The sequence below is a fragment of the Pseudomonas syringae group sp. J254-4 genome, from assembly GCF_032586855.1.
GTDB lineage: Bacteria > Pseudomonadota > Gammaproteobacteria > Pseudomonadales > Pseudomonadaceae > Aquipseudomonas > Aquipseudomonas amygdali.
In genome coordinates this window covers 40,152-56,120 of the sequence record NZ_JAWHOO010000020.1, presented here as the reverse complement: position 1 = coordinate 56,120, position 15,969 = coordinate 40,152, and the positions used below count along the sequence as shown (strand labels likewise).

The 15,969-nt window shown below is 59.4% G+C and carries 15 protein-coding genes; 7 read left to right on the top strand and 8 right to left on the bottom strand.

Annotated features, from left to right (window positions below; genetic code table 11):
• Window positions 1-6: 6 nt before the first annotated feature.
• The 4 genes from RYB09_RS21100 (at window position 7) to RYB09_RS21085 (ending at window position 5,288) form a co-directional block, all read left to right on the top strand.
• The gene (locus tag RYB09_RS21100) at window positions 7-1,032 is read left to right on the top strand and encodes an ABC transporter permease (RefSeq protein ID WP_002554079.1); all 1,026 of its coding nucleotides are present in this window, start codon (window positions 7-9) and stop codon (window positions 1,030-1,032) included.
• A 303-nt stretch (window positions 1,033-1,335) separates the two neighbouring features.
• Window positions 1,336-1,740, top strand: a complete 405-nt coding sequence (locus RYB09_RS21095) for a TraR/DksA family transcriptional regulator (protein ID WP_002554078.1) — start codon at window positions 1,336-1,338, stop codon at window positions 1,738-1,740.
• Between the two features lie 176 nt (window positions 1,741-1,916).
• Complete coding sequence (locus tag RYB09_RS21090; RefSeq protein WP_230016470.1) at window positions 1,917-3,521, top strand: methyl-accepting chemotaxis protein; 1,605 nt, start codon at window positions 1,917-1,919, stop codon at window positions 3,519-3,521.
• 282 nt (window positions 3,522-3,803) lie between these two features.
• Window positions 3,804-5,288 carry a DUF2235 domain-containing protein gene (locus RYB09_RS21085; protein WP_316890072.1) on the top strand — a complete coding sequence of 495 codons (1,485 nt, stop codon included), beginning with the start codon at window positions 3,804-3,806 and terminating at the stop codon, window positions 5,286-5,288.
• Between the two features lie 19 nt (window positions 5,289-5,307).
• Here the strand turns inward: RYB09_RS21085 and RYB09_RS21080 are convergent, their stop codons facing one another.
• The gene (locus tag RYB09_RS21080; RefSeq protein ID WP_002554074.1) at window positions 5,308-5,547 is read right to left on the bottom strand and encodes a DUF2789 domain-containing protein; all 240 of its coding nucleotides are present in this window, start codon (window positions 5,545-5,547) and stop codon (window positions 5,308-5,310) included.
• A gap of 445 nt (window positions 5,548-5,992) precedes the next feature.
• Here RYB09_RS21080 and RYB09_RS21075 point away from each other — a divergent pair, with 445 nt between their 5' ends.
• The gene (locus tag RYB09_RS21075; RefSeq protein ID WP_058401610.1) at window positions 5,993-6,460 is read left to right on the top strand and encodes a hypothetical protein; all 468 of its coding nucleotides are present in this window, start codon (window positions 5,993-5,995) and stop codon (window positions 6,458-6,460) included.
• Window positions 6,461-6,479: 19 nt separating this feature from the next.
• Here RYB09_RS21075 and RYB09_RS21070 read toward each other — a convergent pair whose 3' ends face one another.
• The 7 genes from RYB09_RS21070 to RYB09_RS21040 all read right to left on the bottom strand — a co-directional run bounded on the left by RYB09_RS21070 (window position 6,480) and on the right by RYB09_RS21040 (window position 13,645).
• A complete protein-coding gene (locus RYB09_RS21070) occupies window positions 6,480-6,860 on the bottom strand; it encodes a Na+/H+ antiporter subunit G (protein ID WP_002554072.1) in 381 nt (126 codons plus the stop codon).
• On the bottom strand, window positions 6,857-7,135 hold the full coding sequence (locus RYB09_RS21065) for a K+/H+ antiporter subunit F (protein ID WP_002554071.1): 279 nt from the start codon (window positions 7,133-7,135) through the stop codon (window positions 6,857-6,859). The genes RYB09_RS21070 and RYB09_RS21065 overlap by 4 nt, the downstream gene beginning before the upstream one ends.
• Entirely contained in the window at window positions 7,132-7,620 is a 489-nt protein-coding gene (locus RYB09_RS21060; RefSeq protein WP_058401611.1) for a Na+/H+ antiporter subunit E, read from the bottom strand. The genes RYB09_RS21065 and RYB09_RS21060 overlap by 4 nt, the downstream gene beginning before the upstream one ends.
• Window positions 7,617-9,302 carry a monovalent cation/H+ antiporter subunit D gene (locus tag RYB09_RS21055; protein ID WP_058401612.1) on the bottom strand — a complete coding sequence of 562 codons (1,686 nt, stop codon included), beginning with the start codon at window positions 9,300-9,302 and terminating at the stop codon, window positions 7,617-7,619. The genes RYB09_RS21060 and RYB09_RS21055 overlap by 4 nt, the downstream gene beginning before the upstream one ends.
• Window positions 9,299-9,643, bottom strand: a complete 345-nt coding sequence (locus tag RYB09_RS21050; RefSeq protein ID WP_002554068.1) for a Na+/H+ antiporter subunit C — start codon at window positions 9,641-9,643, stop codon at window positions 9,299-9,301. The genes RYB09_RS21055 and RYB09_RS21050 overlap by 4 nt, the downstream gene beginning before the upstream one ends.
• A complete protein-coding gene (locus RYB09_RS21045; RefSeq protein WP_058401613.1) occupies window positions 9,643-12,561 on the bottom strand; it encodes a monovalent cation/H+ antiporter subunit A in 2,919 nt (972 codons plus the stop codon). The genes RYB09_RS21050 and RYB09_RS21045 overlap by 1 nt, the downstream gene beginning before the upstream one ends.
• Before the next feature lie 160 nt (window positions 12,562-12,721).
• Entirely contained in the window at window positions 12,722-13,645 is a 924-nt protein-coding gene (locus RYB09_RS21040; RefSeq protein WP_058401614.1) for a DMT family transporter, read from the bottom strand.
• A 121-nt stretch (window positions 13,646-13,766) separates the two neighbouring features.
• Between RYB09_RS21040 and RYB09_RS21035 the strand changes: the two genes are divergently transcribed.
• Both RYB09_RS21035 and RYB09_RS21030 read left to right on the top strand, forming a co-directional pair.
• Window positions 13,767-14,336, top strand: a complete 570-nt coding sequence (locus RYB09_RS21035) for a helix-turn-helix domain-containing protein (RefSeq protein ID WP_058401615.1) — start codon at window positions 13,767-13,769, stop codon at window positions 14,334-14,336.
• Window positions 14,337-14,378: 42 nt separating this feature from the next.
• Window positions 14,379-15,782 carry an FAD/NAD(P)-binding protein gene (locus tag RYB09_RS21030; protein ID WP_058401616.1) on the top strand — a complete coding sequence of 468 codons (1,404 nt, stop codon included), beginning with the start codon at window positions 14,379-14,381 and terminating at the stop codon, window positions 15,780-15,782.
• The last annotated feature ends 187 nt before the right edge of the window (window positions 15,783-15,969 follow it).

The window sequence follows — 15,969 nt, the reverse complement described above, 5'->3', positions numbered from 1 at the left end:
ACGAACATGAGCAACGCGATTTCGCAAAACAAACCAGCCTTGGCACCGACCAGGAACAAACGGCGGCTGCCAACCGAGCTGAGTATTTTTCTGGTGCTGATCGGCATCGGCCTGATCTTTGAGCTGTTTGGCTGGATCGTCCGTGATCAGAGCTTTCTGCTCAACTCCCAGCGTCTGGTGCTGATGATCCTTCAGGTATCGATCATCGGCTTGCTGGCCATCGGCGTGACTCAGGTGATCATTACCACAGGCATCGACCTGTCATCCGGTTCGGTGCTGGCACTGTCGGCGATGATTGCCGCGAGTCTGGCGCAAACCTCGGACTTTTCCCGGGCGGTATTCCCTTCCCTGACCGACCTGCCGGTGTGGATTCCGATCGTGGTCGGGCTCGGAGTCGGGCTGCTGGCGGGTGCCATCAACGGCAGCATCATTGCCATAACCGGTATTCCGCCGTTCATTGCCACGCTGGGCATGATGGTCTCCGCGCGTGGCCTGGCGCGTTTCTACACCGAAGGTCAGCCGGTGAGCATGCTCTCGGATTCCTACACGGCTATCGGGCAGGGCGCGATGCCGGTGATCATCTTTCTGGTGGTGGCGGTGATCTTCCACATCGCCTTGCGTTACACCAAGTACGGCAAATACACCTACGCCATCGGCGGCAACATGCAGGCTGCGCGTACTTCCGGGATCAACGTCAAGCGCCACCTGGTTATCGTCTACAGCATCGCCGGGCTGCTGGCCGGGCTGGCAGGGGTGGTTGCCTCGGCACGTGCCGCAACCGGGCAGGCCGGGATGGGCATGTCTTATGAACTGGACGCTATCGCTGCCGCAGTCATCGGCGGCACCAGCCTGTCCGGTGGGGTAGGACGAATTACCGGCACTGTGATCGGTGCGCTGATTCTCGGCGTAATGGCCAGTGGTTTTACCTTTGTCGGCGTAGATGCTTATGTTCAGGACATTATCAAAGGTCTGATCATTGTAGTGGCGGTAGTAATCGATCAATATCGCAACAAGCGCAAGACCAAGCGCTGATTTCAATCATCTGCATCAAAGGGCCTTTTCAGGCCCTTTTGTGCGTTGGATGTTGCAGGAACCGATTAGCTGTCAGCAGGTCAGAGCCTCATCAAGCAGCATGCTGGCCGGGTCTTTCGCCCGCATTTCAAGGGTTTTACGGCAATTGTTGTACAAAAATCCTTCAATTGTGTTGCCGAGCCCGCTAGCCGGCCTTAGACTGCCGCCCCTCGTAAATTGAGTGCCAGGTGGCGCTTGGAGATTATTGGTTTGCACGGCAACGTCAAGCCGCTCCTCAATGCACGTTTTTTTATAGAGAAATAAATGACAAAGGAAAAGTTGCTGGCCATGCCGGCCGATGACTACATGAACGCCGAGCAGCACGCTTTCTTCGTCGAGCTGTTGCAGGGCATGAAGGTCGAGATCCACGAGCGAATCGAGCAGAGCCGTATTGCGATCGAGAGCCTGGACACGCCTGCCGACCCTGCAGACGCTGCTTCGGTTGAAGAGGAGCGTCACTGGCTGGTCAATGTGATTGACCGCGACCAGCGCATGCTGCCCCAGTTGGAAATGGCCCTTTCGCGTATTGCCGACGATACCTTCGGCTGGTGCGATGACAGCGGTGAGCCAATCGGCCTGAAGCGTCTGCTGATCAGCCCGACCACCAAATATTGCATCGAGGCGCAAGAGCGCCACGAGCAGATCGACAAGCACCAGCGTCAGGCCTGATACGCAGGCAGCAGCTGAGTGACCGAACCGGGAGGCAAGCGATTGCCTCCCGGTTTTGTTGTGCGCGGAATTTGTCGAAAACGGATTGCTCGCTACGACCAACGGGGCATGGCATAAGGCCGTTATCTAGCGTTTAATAAACGTAATAATGATAAATACCGACGGGGTGACGCAGCATGGCCGAGAACCTATCCATGGCAGCCGGATTACCACTGGCCGATGCTCGCGGTGCTGCGTCGAAGTGGTGGGTGCCGGCGGTGCAAAGTGTCGTGTTATGCCTGCTGTTCGCCGCCATGAGCGTTATCGGTTTGTCTCTTTATATCGTCATTCCCGCAGCGCTGCTGGTGGCCTGGCTGCCGCTTTTGTTGCGCAGAAGGCAGCCTGGCTTACAAGTCGAGGCAAGTGACAGTGATATCGCGCTGCTGACCCGCGACCTGTCGCGTACCACCAGTCACAATGCACTGTCGGCCGCTCAGGTGGCATTTTCTGTCGGGCAACTGGCGGGCAAGGTGCAGTCGCAGCTGGGTGCTGCCGGACAGATAGTCAACAGCGCCGAACAGATGATTGCGACCGAGCAGCAGACTGCCCAGTTGAGTCAACAGGCGTTGGTTGCAGCCAGCGAGGCGCGTCAGCGCAGCGAATCGGGAAGCAGCGTTCTGAATGAGTCCATCGAGCGCATGCACCTCTTGAGCAAGCGTGCTATCGGCAGTCGTGAGTTGATCGAGGCGCTGAGCCAGCGCAGTGAAGAAATCCAGCGTGTGACGCTGGTCATTCAATCCATCGCCAGCCAGACCAACCTGCTGGCGCTTAATGCGGCCATCGAAGCTGCCCGGGCAGGTGAGCACGGGCGCGGTTTCGCGGTGGTCGCTGACGAAGTACGCGGGCTCGCCGGCCGTACCGCCAGCGCCACCGGGGAAGTCGGGCAGATGGTGGCCGATATCCAGCAGCGCACCGCTCAGGTGGTGGAGCAGATTCGCGAGCTGTCTTCTGACCTCGATGCGGGGGTCGAGCAGGTCGAGCTGACCGGCCAGCATCTGGGCAACATTGCCCGGCTTGCGATCGAGGTGGAAAGCCAGGTCAGCGAAATTGCTCAAGGCGCGAGGAGCAACCAGGACCAGTTGGCCAGCCTGTTCGATGCTGTCGAGCACATGCGCAGTGATCTTGCCGTCAGCGATGAACAAACCCGGCAACTGGCCAAAGCCGCCGTGCAGATGGAGGGGCAGGCCGAGACCATCAGCCAGCGGCTGGCTCAGGTCGGTCTGGATGAATATCATCAGCGTATCTATGACCTGGCTCGCGAAGGGGCGCGGCTGATCGCGGAAAAATTCGAGGCTGACATTGTGCAGGGGCGCGTCAGCCTGGATGACTTGTTTGATCGCAACTACAAACCCGTCCCCAATACCTCACCCACCCGCTTTACCACGCGTTTTGATCGCTACACCGATCAGGTCTTGCCAGCATTGCAAGAACCGCTGCTCTCGCGCCATGAAGGTCTGGTATTCGCCATTGCCTGCACGCAGCAAGGTTATGTGCCGACGCACAACAACGCTTTCAGTCAGCCTTTGACAGGCGATGCGACGGTGGACAATGCGCGTAATCGAAGCAAGCGCAAGTTCGATGACCGTACCGGCATTCGCTGCGGCAGCCATCAACAGCCTGTCCTGCTGCAAACCTACACGCGGGACACTGGCGAGTTGATGCACGACCTGTCCGTGCCTATTGTGGTCAACGGGCGACATTGGGGTGGTCTGCGCCTTGGGTATAAACCGCAAAGCCGCTGATTTTTAAAACAGGCGGCTCAGGTTAGATCAAGTATTAAATAACCTGCCCGGCTGGTTTTTCTGTTTGGTGAAATTGCGGGTTCTGAAACCCGTTTGCACACACGTGTAGGTGTTTGTTTATAAATAATAAATACCTGACGACAGAAGTTGTAGGAATACTCTGAATACGCGCTGCATGACTTGACTGATCACCGTCTTTAAGCAAGCTGTTTAAATCAACGTTATTTACGTTTTGATTTAAGTGCGGCCTTTTCTTGGCCTGCCTCTAAGGATGGAAAAGATATGAACGATAAATGGAGTGTCGAACAAACGGCAGCAATCTCGGATGTGGTAACGCGGCGCGTTACCGCGCGGGTCGGAATTTTCTTCGACGGTACGGGAAATAATCGCGTCAACAGTCAGATCGGGGCTGACTGTCAGGCATTGATTGAAATAAATGGTGGTCAGCACATTAAAGAGTGCGCGGGTCGTCATGCTCATTCTGGCAGTAGTTACAGTAATGATCCGAGCAATATAGCCAGGCTGGTCGATCTTTATCGTCTGCAGCGTGTTGCCGAACATGACAGTGCAGGCTTGAGAGTGTACTACTCGATCTATGTAAGCGGGGCGGGTACTACCTCCGGCGGGCGTGATTCGGTATGGCCGGGGCAGAGTTTCGGTCGGGGCACCACTGGTGTGATATGCAAGGTGGAAAATGCATTCAGAAAGCTTGAAACGGTATTGAAGGCATTTCCACGGGACAACCCGGATTGTGTACTGGAAGGGCTTGAGCTGGACGTGTTCGGCTTCAGTCGCGGTGCTGCGTCGGCCAGGCACCTGGCCAACGAAGTGCTGAAACAGCAGGCAGGAATGCTTGAGCCGATACTTCAAAGCCGCAAGGTCAGGCTCAGTGAGCATTTCAGTTGGCGCAACGGCAGTGTACGGCTCAAGGTTATCGGCCTGTTCGACACTGTCGCCGCCATCGGCAGTTTCAGGGATATGGGCAATACCCGGGACGCGAACAACAGGAGGGTCAATCTTTACTTGCCGCCGGGGTGTGCCCAACAGGTGCTGCATCTGGTGGCTCGTGATGAATCACGGCGTAACTTCGCGCTTAACAGCGTCCTGCCGGCATGGCCGAAAGAAATCGTTTTACCCGGTGCCCATTCCGATATAGGCGGTGGTTATCCTCCACAGATGGAAGAAAGCGTGTTGCTCACGCGTCCGCAAAGCAGCCAGGTCAATCGTGACAGCCCGTGTGAGGCGGCGCCTTGCTGGAAGGACGCCCAGGCCCTGTTAAGCGCCATGAGCCGGGATGACTGGATCGACCCGCTGGACAGCCAGGCATTTCTGAGGGTTCAGACCTGCGAAAGCAAATGTTACCCGTGCAGAAAAACCCTGAATGGCATGAAAACGATCGTTGCTGCAGTGGGGATGAACCGCCAGGTTTTTGGTCACTTGTCGAGGGTGTCGCTACAGGTCATGCATGCACTGGCCTGTGACGAGGGGGTGCCTTTCGGCCCGGTGCCAAACAGCCTTGAATTTCAGCTTCCTCCCGAGCTCGAACGCATTTCAGCCCGCCTGATCGATTATGCGCGAGGCGGGCCTTACTTACTGGAAAGTCATGAAGAGCGGCTATTGCGCTGGCGCTATATCCATCAGTCCGCGCACTGGAATGCAGTGGTCGGCAGAATGGGCACCTTTGGCGACGCCGTCTTTGTGCATGCTCCGCAACCGGGTGGCAGGACGTTGCATCCCAATGTCGGCCAGCCCGGTTATCCGCAGTAGGAATCAACGCCCGAGTGGTTCACTCGGGCTTTTTGTGAAGGCGCACATTCAGTTCGTCGACCACCATCGCCCATTCGGCATCCTCATGCAGCTGCTCCTTGAGAAAGTCAGCCTGCCGCGGCGTCCAGAAGTCGGCATCAATCAGCTTCACGTCGTCAGGCAGGGGATGGCTGGCGATGAACGCTTCGATGCTCTCATCGTCCGAATCCAGTGCCAGTTGGGCGAACAGGTCGTTGATGGTCGTTGTAGTCTGTTCCATGTCATCTCCTCGCCGGGGGATATCCCCGTCTTCATCAGTTCTTATGGGAGTGGCCGACGCACTCAAGAGTTCGATGCATTTGGCCGTGTGAGAAGATGGCCTTTTGTGCTCTGCCTACAAGTGATATGTTTCCAGTATCGCCGAATGCACACTGATCGCCTGGCTGGAGCCCGTCCAGCCTTTGAGCCGTGATCAGGCTGGCCGCCGGTTTCAGGGCACCAGCGCTTTTGCGACACTGCAGTGTACAAAAGGTATATATCCCGTAGCTGCCATGAGCCGGTAGAATCCGCCACCCGCCTGCACAAGGTTTGCGGTGGCGCTTTCAGCGCTTCTGCGTGCAGCGTGCCGGAAAATTTCCGGTCGCTTGACGCGGTCTATGGATTAACCACTTTCTTGACTGCCCTGACATCAGGCAGCCTCATTTTCATGTTTGAGGGTTTGTACTTTGGCTGTAAGTAATCTGGATACCCATGCCTTGTTCGTGCTCGGCGATCTCCGCGCACAGTTGGTCAAGCAGTTTCAGTCCCGTTTTGTCTACATCACCGAGCAGTCAGCCGAAGGTATTTATATCGCTGAAATCGACACCGAAACCGCTCTGGTCGTCGACGACAAGCCGCGCCTGGAGCTCAAGGTAGGCGATCATTTCCGCGCGTCGGTATTGCCAAGCCGTGAAGGCGGCAAGCTCGAATTGAAATTCCGTGAAATCAAAATGACTGTGTATGGGCTGGGCGAATATGCATTCGTCGATATCCCTGAAGGCCACGGCATTGTGTTCAAGGAAGGTCAGGCTGTGGTCATGGTGTTTGCCGCAAAAGAGCAGCTGCAGATCGGCATGAGCAAGGTTCTCAAAGGCGCAGTCGGCAAGGCCGCCAAATGGCGCAAGGGCGAGCTGACCTTCAAGGCCAGCGAGTAACACTGGCCAGGCTGAGAGCTCAGCCGCCTGCCGATTCTCCATTGCCAGTGCCGCTGCTGACTTCTGCGGGTACATCGTCACCGGCCATGCGCTTGCGGAACAGCGCTGTACGTGCCAGCAGCAGCGTGGTCACAGGCACGGTGATCGCCAGCAGCACCGGAATCAGCCAGGCGTGAATCACCGGCTCTGCCTTCAGAGCAGAGAAATAGATGATCGACGCCAGCGCGACGCACCAGGCACCTAGCGTCGAGGCGAGGGCTGGCGGGTGCATGCGCTGGAAGAAGTCCTTGAGGCGCAGCAGCCCGAGAGCACCGGTCAATGCAAACAGACTGCTGGCGATCAGCAGCCCGGCGGTCAGTATCTCGGCCCAGAAGGGCACGGTGTTCGGCAGTCCGGTCATTCGATCACTTCTCCGCGCAGCAGGAATTTGGCCAGAGCGAAGGAGCCGACAAAGCCGAACAGGGCAATCAGCATGGCTGCTTCGAAGTACGTGTCACTGGCGTAGCGGATGCCGAGCACCAGCATCATCAGCATGGCAATGATGTACAGGTAGTCCAGCGCCAGCACCCGGTCCTGGGCCGATGGGCCCTTGAGCAGGCGGAGCAGGGTGATCACCATCGCCAGGGCGAAGATCAGCAGGCTGATCAGGATCGCGTTGTCGAGCAGTGCACTCATTGAAAGATCTCCATCAACGGTCGCTCATAGGTGGTCTTGAAGTGTTCAATGAATTGCGCTTCATCCTCCAGATCAAAAACATGCATCAGCAGCACACTGCGATCCAATGCCAGTTCCGACCATACCGTTCCGGGTACGACCGTAGTGACCATCGCCAGCGCGGCGAGGCCGTGGGCATCGTGCAGGTCCAGCGGGATACGCACAAAAGCCGAGCGTGGCGGACGACCTTCCAGGCGCCATACGCTCAAACCGACCTGAAGGTTGGACACCACCACATCCCATCCGACCGTGCACAGAAACTTCAGGATTGTGCCGGGTTTGCGGATGCGCACCGGCAGCGGGCGCAGCGGTGCCATCAGCAAGGGCGCGAGAAAGCCCAGCACGGCACCCAGCAGCAGGTGGCCAGGGCTGATCGACAGGTTCAGCACCAGCCATAACAGCCACAGTGCCAGAGAAAGCAGAGGAGCCGGAAACAGGCGCTTCATGGCTGCCCCTCCGAACTGACTTCCTGGCTGGTAGGGCCGGGTATCGGGCGTGTGGCAAGCACCGACTGCACATACTGTTTGGGTTCATGCAGTGCGGCGGCGGTGTCCTGGGTGTAGCGCAGCAAAGGCTCTGCCTTGAACGTCAGCGCAACGCACAGGCCCAGCAGGATGATGATCGGCAGGCATTCGTTGCGGCGCAGCAACGGCGAAGGACGCTCGTGCGGTGTCCAGAAGCGCTGTGTGCCGAGCCTGGAAAAAGCGATCAGCGACGCCAGCCCGGAAAAGATCAGCAGGCCGATCAGCAGCCATGCCTGGATTGAGAGCGCTTCGTCCTGCGCGACGTCCAGCCCCAGCGGGTTCATCAGGGCGCTGAGCAGCGTGAGTTTACCGATGAACCCCGACAGCGGTGGCATGCCGATAATCAGCAACGCACAAGCGATAAAGCTCAGGCCCAGAAATGCCATGGTCATGGGGATGACTTGACCGACCACGACTTTCTGCTCGTCGTCCAGGTTGGTGCCGGGTGGCGGATGCAGCGACTCAAGGGTGCGGGGCAGTTGATCCACGTCGTACTCCAGAGGGATCTCGTTGGCCGAGCGGGAACGCTCGACCAATTCGCCCAGCAGGAACATGGCGCTCAGCGCCAGCGTCGAGCTGACCATGTAGAACAGCGCGCCCGAGGTCAGGCTCGGCTGGGCGAAACCGACCGCAGACAGCAGAATGCCCGCTGACACCAGTATGCTCAAGCTGGCGAGGCGCTCCAGGCGCTGGGCAGCGATGATCGCAATCGCAGCGGTGAAAATCGTCGCCATGCCGCCGTAGATCAACCAGTCGCCGCCGAAGAATGCCGAGGCCCCGGCCTGCCCGGAAAACAGCAGCGTCCACAGGCGTAGCAGGGTGTAAACGCCCACTTTGGTCATGATCGCAAACATTGCCGCTACCGGCGCGCTGGCTGCCGAATAGGCCGGGACCAGCCAGAAGTTCAGTGGCCACATGCCTGCCTTGGCCAGAAATGCCGTGGCCAGAATGGCAGCGCCAGCATGCAGCAGGCCCAGATCTGACTCTGCCACTTGCGGGATCTTGATCGCCAGATCGGCGAAGTTCAACGTGCCGGTCACGCCGTATATCAGCGCAGCGCCGATCAGGAACAGCGATGAAGCCAGCAGGTTGATGGAAATGTAATGCAGGCCGGTCGACACCCGCGCCCGGCCGGAGCCATGCAGCATCAAGCCGTATGACGCTGCCAGCAGGACTTCAAAGAATACGAACAGGTTGAACAGGTCGGCGGTCAGGAATGCGCCATACAGCCCCATAAGCTGGATCTGGAACAGTGCGTGGAAACTGGCACCTGCCCGGTCCCAGCGCGCCAGCGCGAACAACAGGGCGCAAACACCGATGATGCCGGTCAGCACCAGCATCAGTGCCGACAGGTGATCCACCACCAGCACGATACCGAACGGCACACCCCAGTTACCTGGCAGGTAGACACCGATCGAGCCACTGTTGCCGCTGTGCTGTACCCAGAGAAACAGCACCACGGAAATGCCCAGCCCGAGGATGCTGGAAAACAGATTGATGCGTCCCTTGAGCGGCCGATGCTTTTCGCCCAGCCAGAGCATCAGCCCGGCGGTCAGTAACGGCAGCAGGATCGGCGCAATGATCAGTTGATTCATCCAGCTCATGCCTTGGGCTCCCGGCCATCTACATGGTCGGTGCCGGTCAGGCCTCTGGAGGCGAGCAATACCACCAGAAACAGCGCGGTCATGGCGAAGCTGATGACGATGGCGGTCAGCACCAGCGCCTGCGGCAGTGGGTCAGTGTAATTGAGCAGGTCCTGAGGAATGCCGTCCTTGATGATCGGTTCTCTGCCGATGAACAGGCTGCCCATGCTGAAAATGAACAGGTTGACCCCGTAAGACAGCAGGCACAGCCCCATGACCACCTGAAAGGTGCGTGGCCGCAGGATCAGCCAGACGCCCGAGGCGGCCAGCACGCCGATGGCGATTGCAATGACTTCTTCCATCAGAGGATTCCTTGCGGGTTGGCAACGGGTTTGGGCAGTTGCGTCGGACGGTGGCTGCGCACCGACTGGTGAGCCAGCGCGGTGAGGATCAGCAGCGTCGAGCCGACGACCACGGCGTACACACCGACATCGAAGAACAGCGCACTGGCGATGTGAATATCGCCCAGAATCGGCAAATCGACGTGCGCGGTGTGCGTGGTCATGAACGGATAACCCAGCACCATGGAACCGGCTCCGGTCAGAACCGCACACAACAGGCCTGTGCCCATCCAGCGTAACGGACGCAGGCTCATTTGCGCCTCGACCCATTGGGTACCTGCCACCATGTATTGCAGGAGGAACGCCACCGACATCACCAGCCCGGCCACAAACCCGCCGCCTGGCTGGTTATGCCCTCGAACGAACAAGTACATCGAAATGATGAAGGCAATCGGCAGCAGCAATCGCACCAGCGCTGCCGGAACCATCATGAAGCCGAGTGCGGTATCGCTGGCACTGCGCGGGTTGACCAGGTCAGTCACCACGTCACGGGCCAGCAGGCGTTGCTGTGTGGGCAGCAGAATGCTTTCCTTCGGCGGGCGGAAGCGACGCAACAGGGCAAACACTGTCAACGCCACTGCCGCCAGCACGGTGATTTCGCCAAACGTATCGAAGCCGCGGAAATCCACCAGCATCACGTTGACCACGTTGGTGCCACCGCCCTGAGGCAGCGCGCGGCTCAGGTAAAAGGACGAGATGGCGTTGGGTGTCTGGCGGGTCAGCATGGCGTAGGACAACATCGCCATGCCCAGGCCGACAAGAACCGCCAGCCCGAAGTCACGTATCCGCCGGGTGCGAGCGCGCAGGCGTGCACTCAGTGGGGCGACGTCTTCGTTGCGTCGCGGCAGCCAGCGCAGACCGAGCAGAATCAGTACGGTCGTCACCACCTCCACGACCAGTTGAGTCAACGCCAGATCAGGTGCCGAGAACCAGACGAAGGTGATGCAAGTCATCAGGCCGCAGACGCTGACCATGACCAGTGCCGCCAGACGGTGGAACTTACCTTGCCAGGCTGCGCCTATTGCGCAGGCAATTGCGATAAGCCAGAGCGTGACAAACACCCCGGAACCCGGAATCTTCGGCCGGTCGCCCCAGGTCAGGCCACTGAAATACATCGGGATGAAGCCACCTGATACAGCTGCCAGTACCAGCAGAAACAGTTGCGGCTGCAAGCGACGAGTGCTGACCTTGCGCTCGAAACGCCGCGCCCAGTGCATCATCACCACCTGACTGCGTTCGAAAAAACGCTTGCCGTTGAGTCTGCCCACCAGCGGCGGGGCAGTAATGCGCTCGTGCTTGAGAGGTTTGCGCAGCAATAGATACAGGATGATACCGCCAGCCATCGCCACCAGGCTCATGACCATCGGCAGGTTCCAGCCGTGCCAGATCGCCAGGCTGTACTCGGGCAGCGTCCCGCCGACTACCGGACGCGCAGCGGCGGCGAGCAGGGGAGCGACCGATTGCGCCGGGAAGATCCCCACCACCAGACACGTCAGCACCAGCAGTTCGACCGGTGCACGCATCCAGCGCGGCGGCTCATGCGGCAAGTGCGGCAGGTCCTTGGCTGCCGGACCGAAAAACACATCGACCGTGAAACGCAGCGAATAGGCAACGCTGAATATCCCGGCGATGGTCGCGATCACCGGCAGGGCAATCTCGACCCAGGCAGTGGCGGAAATGAACACGGTTTCGGCAAAGAACATTTCCTTGGACAGAAACCCGTTGAGCAGCGGCACACCTGCCATCGATGCACTGGCGACCATCGCCAGTGTTGCGGTGTAGGGAAGCAGCTTCACCAGCCCACTGAGACGCCGGATATCTCGCGTTCCGCTCTCGTGGTCGATAATCCCGGCGGCCATGAACAGCGAGGCCTTGAAGGTGGCGTGGTTGAGAATGTGAAAGACCGCAGCTACCGCAGCCAGCGGGCTGTTGAGGCCCAGCAACAGCGTGATCAGGCCCAGGTGACTGATGGTCGAGTAGGCCAGCAGGCCCTTCAGATCATTTTGAAAGATGGCCGCGTAGGCACCCAGAATCAGAGTACAGGCACCTGCGCCACTGACGATCCAGAACCATTGCTCAGTGCCGGACAACGCAGGCCACATTCGCGCCATGAGAAACACCCCGGCCTTGACCATGGTCGCCGAGTGCAGATATGCCGACACGGGTGTGGGGGCTGCCATCGCGTGCGGCAGCCAGAAATGGAAGGGGAACTGGGCGCTTTTGGTCAATGCACCGATCAGAATCAGGGTCAGCAATACCGGGTACAGAGCGTGGGCGCGAATCGCATCTCCGGATGCCAGCACCCGGTCCAGGTCATAACTGCCTGCCACGTGGCCGAGGATCATCATGCCGGCCAGCAGCGCCAGCCCCCCCGCACCGGTGACCATCAGCGCCATGTACGCGCCGCGCCGTGCATCGGCGCGGTGGTGCCAGTAGCCGATCAGCAAGAAAGAGAACAGGCTGGTCAGCTCCCAGAAAAACACGATCTGAATCAGATTGCCGGACATTACCAGGCCGAGCATGGCGCCCATGAAAGCCAGGAAAAACGCGAAGAAGCGCGGCACCGGATCATCTGGCGACATGTAGTAGCGGGCGTAGAGCGAGACCAGCGCACCAATGCCCAGCACCAGCATCGAAAACAGCCAGGCGAAGCCGTCGATACGCAGAACGAAGTTCATCCCCAGGCTCGGCAGCCAGAAGTACTCTTCGCGAATAACGCCGCCGTCGGCGATCTGCGGGAACCACAATGCCATCTGGATAGCGCCGATGAGGGCGACCAGACCGGCCAGAAACGATTCTGCGTTACGCGCGTTGTGCGGCAAAAAAGCCGCCAGACAGCTGCCGATGAAAGGCAGAAGCAGTAGAACTATCAGGGACATAGGCTTCTAATCTGCAGGGGAATGTCAAGCATCATACGTGCCAGACACCCCGATACCAAAGGGACTGTTTCCGAAATTTCCTACAAAAAGTGTCTGCTGTTTTTAAGTCAGCAAAAAGTTGTCACGGGAAATGTGTTTAACCGCGGACAACGACCACCGCTCACTCGGCTTTGCGCATGCCATCTTCTTCAGCAAGGCTCTGTTCACCGGGTGCAGAACGCCGCTTCATTTCGCTGACGATCACCCCGGCCACAATCAATGCTGCGCCCAGCAGGGCGATACCCGGCAAGCGTTCACCGGCCAGTCTTCCGACAATCCCGGCCCAGACCGGTTCACCGGCATAAATCACCGTGGCGCGGGTAGGCGAAACACTTTTCTGTGCCCAGTTCATGGCGATCTGGATAATCGCACTCATCGCGCCAAGCCCTACTGCGCTGAGCACCAGCAACCAGGAAAAGTCCGGCAAGCGTTCCTGAGTCGGCACGATCATCAGAAAAGCCAGAGCGGAGGCGGTTGCCAGTTGCACCACGGTGACCCGCCGCACATCGACCTTGCCGGCATAGGCACTGATCATGATGATCTCGGCGGCGATGGCCACCGCGCTGATCAGCGTCACGATTTCACCGGAGCTGAGTTGCAGAGAAGCGCCTTGCGGCCCGGATACCAGCATCAGCCCGGTAAAGGCGAGGAGGATGCCCAGTGTCGGCATCAATCCCGGTCGACGGCCAAGCACCAGCCATTGCAATAAAGGTACGCAAGGTACATAGAGCGCGGTGATGAAGGCGGACTGGCTGCTGGGGATGGTTTGCAGTCCGATGGTCTGCAAGCCATAACCGAGCATGATCGAGGTGCCGATGAACACGCCGGCCTTGAGTTCAATAAAGGTCAGCCCGCGCAGCACCTTCATTGAAAACAGCGCTACGATAAGCGCCGCTGCGGCGAAACGCAGACCGACGAAGAACATCGGGCCGCTGACGGTCAGCGCATGCTGGACCAGCAGGAAAGTACCGCCCCAGAGCATGGTGATCAGAATCAGCACGGCTTCTGCCTTGCTGATGCGGGGTAATCGGCTGATAGACTTCATGTCAGCTCCAGATTCCTGTGAATGGCGATGAATGACGATGCGCCTGATGAGAGGCAGAACACTCTGAAAGCGTTCCCGGATTGGGCAGTATAATGCGCAACGGTTTTATGTGAGCACCACCATGCACAAAGAAAATTCTCAGCGGCCACCGGTGTTGCAGCACGTCAGTCAGAACGTGCGGCGTTTGCGCAACTGCGCTGACCTCAGCCAGACCGCTCTGGCGGAAAAGTCCGGGGTCAGCCGCCGCATGCTGGTCGCTATCGAGGCGGGCGAGAAAAACGTCAGTCTGGCAACGCTGGACCGGGTAGCCGAAGCATTGCAGGTGGCGTTCAGTGACTTGATCCAGGCCCCCGAAAATCCCGATTACAGCCGTATCAACGAACTGGCCTGGGCCGGTACGATTTCTGGCAGCAAGGCCGTCCTGCTGGCCCGAGCGGTTGCCCGCCGGGAAGTCGAGCTGTGGGAGTTCTGCCTGGAGCCCGGTGATGCCTATGTCTCGGAAGCCGATCCGGATGGCTGGAGTGAGCAGGTGTATATCGTGGAGGGGTATCTGACTCTGCGCCTCTCCGATCCTGCAGCCGTGCAACAGGTCGGCCCGGGCGAGTTTTTCATGTTCCCCAGCAATCAGCCGCATCGCTATTGCAATGAGGCTGACGTGCCCTTGCGCTTTGTGCGTAACGTCGTGCTCTGACCTCCCGACTCTTTTATCGCAACCCGACCGAGGTGCTGCTCGATGACCGAAGACCCTAACCAGACGGCTGACATTCTGATCATCGGCGGCGGTCTGAGCGGCACCATGCTGGCGGCGCAGTTGCTACGCAGGCCTGGCCAGCGCCGGATCCTGATTATCGAAACCCGCAGCGAGCTTGGCCGGGGCGAGGCCTACAGCGCAACAGAGCCGGGCCATACGCTCAATGGCAATGCGGCGCGCATGAGCGTCGACCCCGATGACCCGGACGACCTCACGCGCTGGCTGACGGCCTATCTGGCCGAGGGCGGCTGGCCTGAAGCGGCCGGGCAGAAGGTCCCGGTCGCCGAGCTGTTCCCGCCGCGCGGCGTGTTCGGGCTTTATGTCCAGCAGCGATTGCGTGAAGCCCGTGGCGCTGGCGAGGCGTTTGGCTCTACGGCAACGCATGTGCCCGGCGAAGCTGTCGATGTACAGGTCGATGAACAGGGCGTGAGCGTCACGCTGGCCGACGGTCGTATATTGCGTGGCAGCCAGGCCGTGCTGGCGACCGGTATGTACGCCGCTTCACGCACACCGCAGCGTGAGTCGAACGCACTGAACGCGGCAGCGCTGGACCCCTGGAACGTACAGGCAATGCAACAGCTCGATGCACAGTCCAGGGTGTTGATCATCGGCTCGGGGCTGACCATGGTCGATGCGCTGGTCTCACTGGAAAAGGCCGGGCACCGCGGGCCGATTCAGATCTATTCCCGGCATGGTCTGCTGCCCCATGTACGACGCCAGCCACCGGAATGGTCTGATTTCCTGGCGCAGGACCCGAGTATCCGCAGCACTCGCCAACTGGTACGCAAGGTGCGCGAGCAGTGCGAGCTGGCCATCGAAAGCGGCATTGACTGGCAGGCCCCGCTGGACACCGTACGCGCCAACGTCGGCAGGCTGTGGAATCAGGCCAGTGACAGGCAGCGCCGTCAGTTTGTCCGTCATGTACGGCCATGGTGGGAGAGTCATCACCATCGCTCGCCGCCACCCAGCGCGGCATTGCTGGCGCAACTGATCAGACAAGGTCGGCTGAGCATTGACGCCGCTTCGTTGCAGGCTGTTGCGAGCCTGCCGTCAGGCCAGGTGCAGATCAGCGTGCGTCGGCGCGGTGATAGCGAACCGACGCAGATCGTTGGCGATGCCTTGATCAACTCCACCGGCATCGAGTACGACTGGCGACGGGTGGATCGCCCGTTGCCTCGTCAATTGCTGCTGCGAGGTTTGATTCAGCCCGGACCGCTGGCGCTGGGCATTGCTGCCGACGCCGGTGGCGCGGTGCTCGACGCGCAAGGTCACTGCTCGTCACGCCTGTTCGCCATGGGCCCGCCACTGCGCGGCATGTGGTGGGAAAGCACCGCAGTGACCGACGTGGCGATTCAGGCCAAGGCTCTGGCGATGCGTTTGTCGTGAAGCGCCGCGTGATCAGGAGAGGACGCAGAGCGTCCAGAAAGGCATACCCACGCGGAGCATGGGCACGATAGCGTTCTTACGGATGGCGATCGTTCCTCAGGCTCCAGCGTGGAAATACCGTCCATGATGCTCCGCGTCAGCTTTTGGCGCCGCGTGCTTGGGAGACGACGCAGAGCGTCCAGAAAGG

Excerpts from the sequence above, each read along its gene's own strand:
- RYB09_RS21100 (WP_002554079.1), top strand. The coding sequence starts at position 7 with ATGAGCAACGCGATTTCGCAAAACAAACCAGCCTTGGCACCGACCAGG.
- RYB09_RS21095 (WP_002554078.1), top strand. The coding sequence starts at position 1,336 with ATGACAAAGGAAAAGTTGCTGGCCATGCCGGCCGATGACTACATGAAC.
- RYB09_RS21090 (WP_230016470.1), top strand. The coding sequence starts at position 1,917 with ATGGCCGAGAACCTATCCATGGCAGCCGGATTACCACTGGCCGATGCT.
- RYB09_RS21085 (WP_316890072.1), top strand. The coding sequence starts at position 3,804 with ATGAACGATAAATGGAGTGTCGAACAAACGGCAGCAATCTCGGATGTG.
- RYB09_RS21080 (WP_002554074.1), bottom strand. The coding sequence starts at position 5,547 with ATGGAACAGACTACAACGACCATCAACGACCTGTTCGCCCAACTGGCA.
- RYB09_RS21070 (WP_002554072.1), bottom strand. The coding sequence starts at position 6,860 with ATGACCGGACTGCCGAACACCGTGCCCTTCTGGGCCGAGATACTGACC.
- RYB09_RS21065 (WP_002554071.1), bottom strand. The coding sequence starts at position 7,135 with ATGAGTGCACTGCTCGACAACGCGATCCTGATCAGCCTGCTGATCTTC.
- RYB09_RS21060 (WP_058401611.1), bottom strand. The coding sequence starts at position 7,620 with ATGAAGCGCCTGTTTCCGGCTCCTCTGCTTTCTCTGGCACTGTGGCTG.
- RYB09_RS21055 (WP_058401612.1), bottom strand. The coding sequence starts at position 9,302 with ATGAGCTGGATGAATCAACTGATCATTGCGCCGATCCTGCTGCCGTTA.
- RYB09_RS21050 (WP_002554068.1), bottom strand. The coding sequence starts at position 9,643 with ATGGAAGAAGTCATTGCAATCGCCATCGGCGTGCTGGCCGCCTCGGGC.
- RYB09_RS21045 (WP_058401613.1), bottom strand. The coding sequence starts at position 12,561 with ATGTCCCTGATAGTTCTACTGCTTCTGCCTTTCATCGGCAGCTGTCTG.
- RYB09_RS21040 (WP_058401614.1), bottom strand. The coding sequence starts at position 13,645 with ATGAAGTCTATCAGCCGATTACCCCGCATCAGCAAGGCAGAAGCCGTG.
- RYB09_RS21035 (WP_058401615.1), top strand. The coding sequence starts at position 13,767 with ATGCACAAAGAAAATTCTCAGCGGCCACCGGTGTTGCAGCACGTCAGT.
- RYB09_RS21030 (WP_058401616.1), top strand. The coding sequence starts at position 14,379 with ATGACCGAAGACCCTAACCAGACGGCTGACATTCTGATCATCGGCGGC.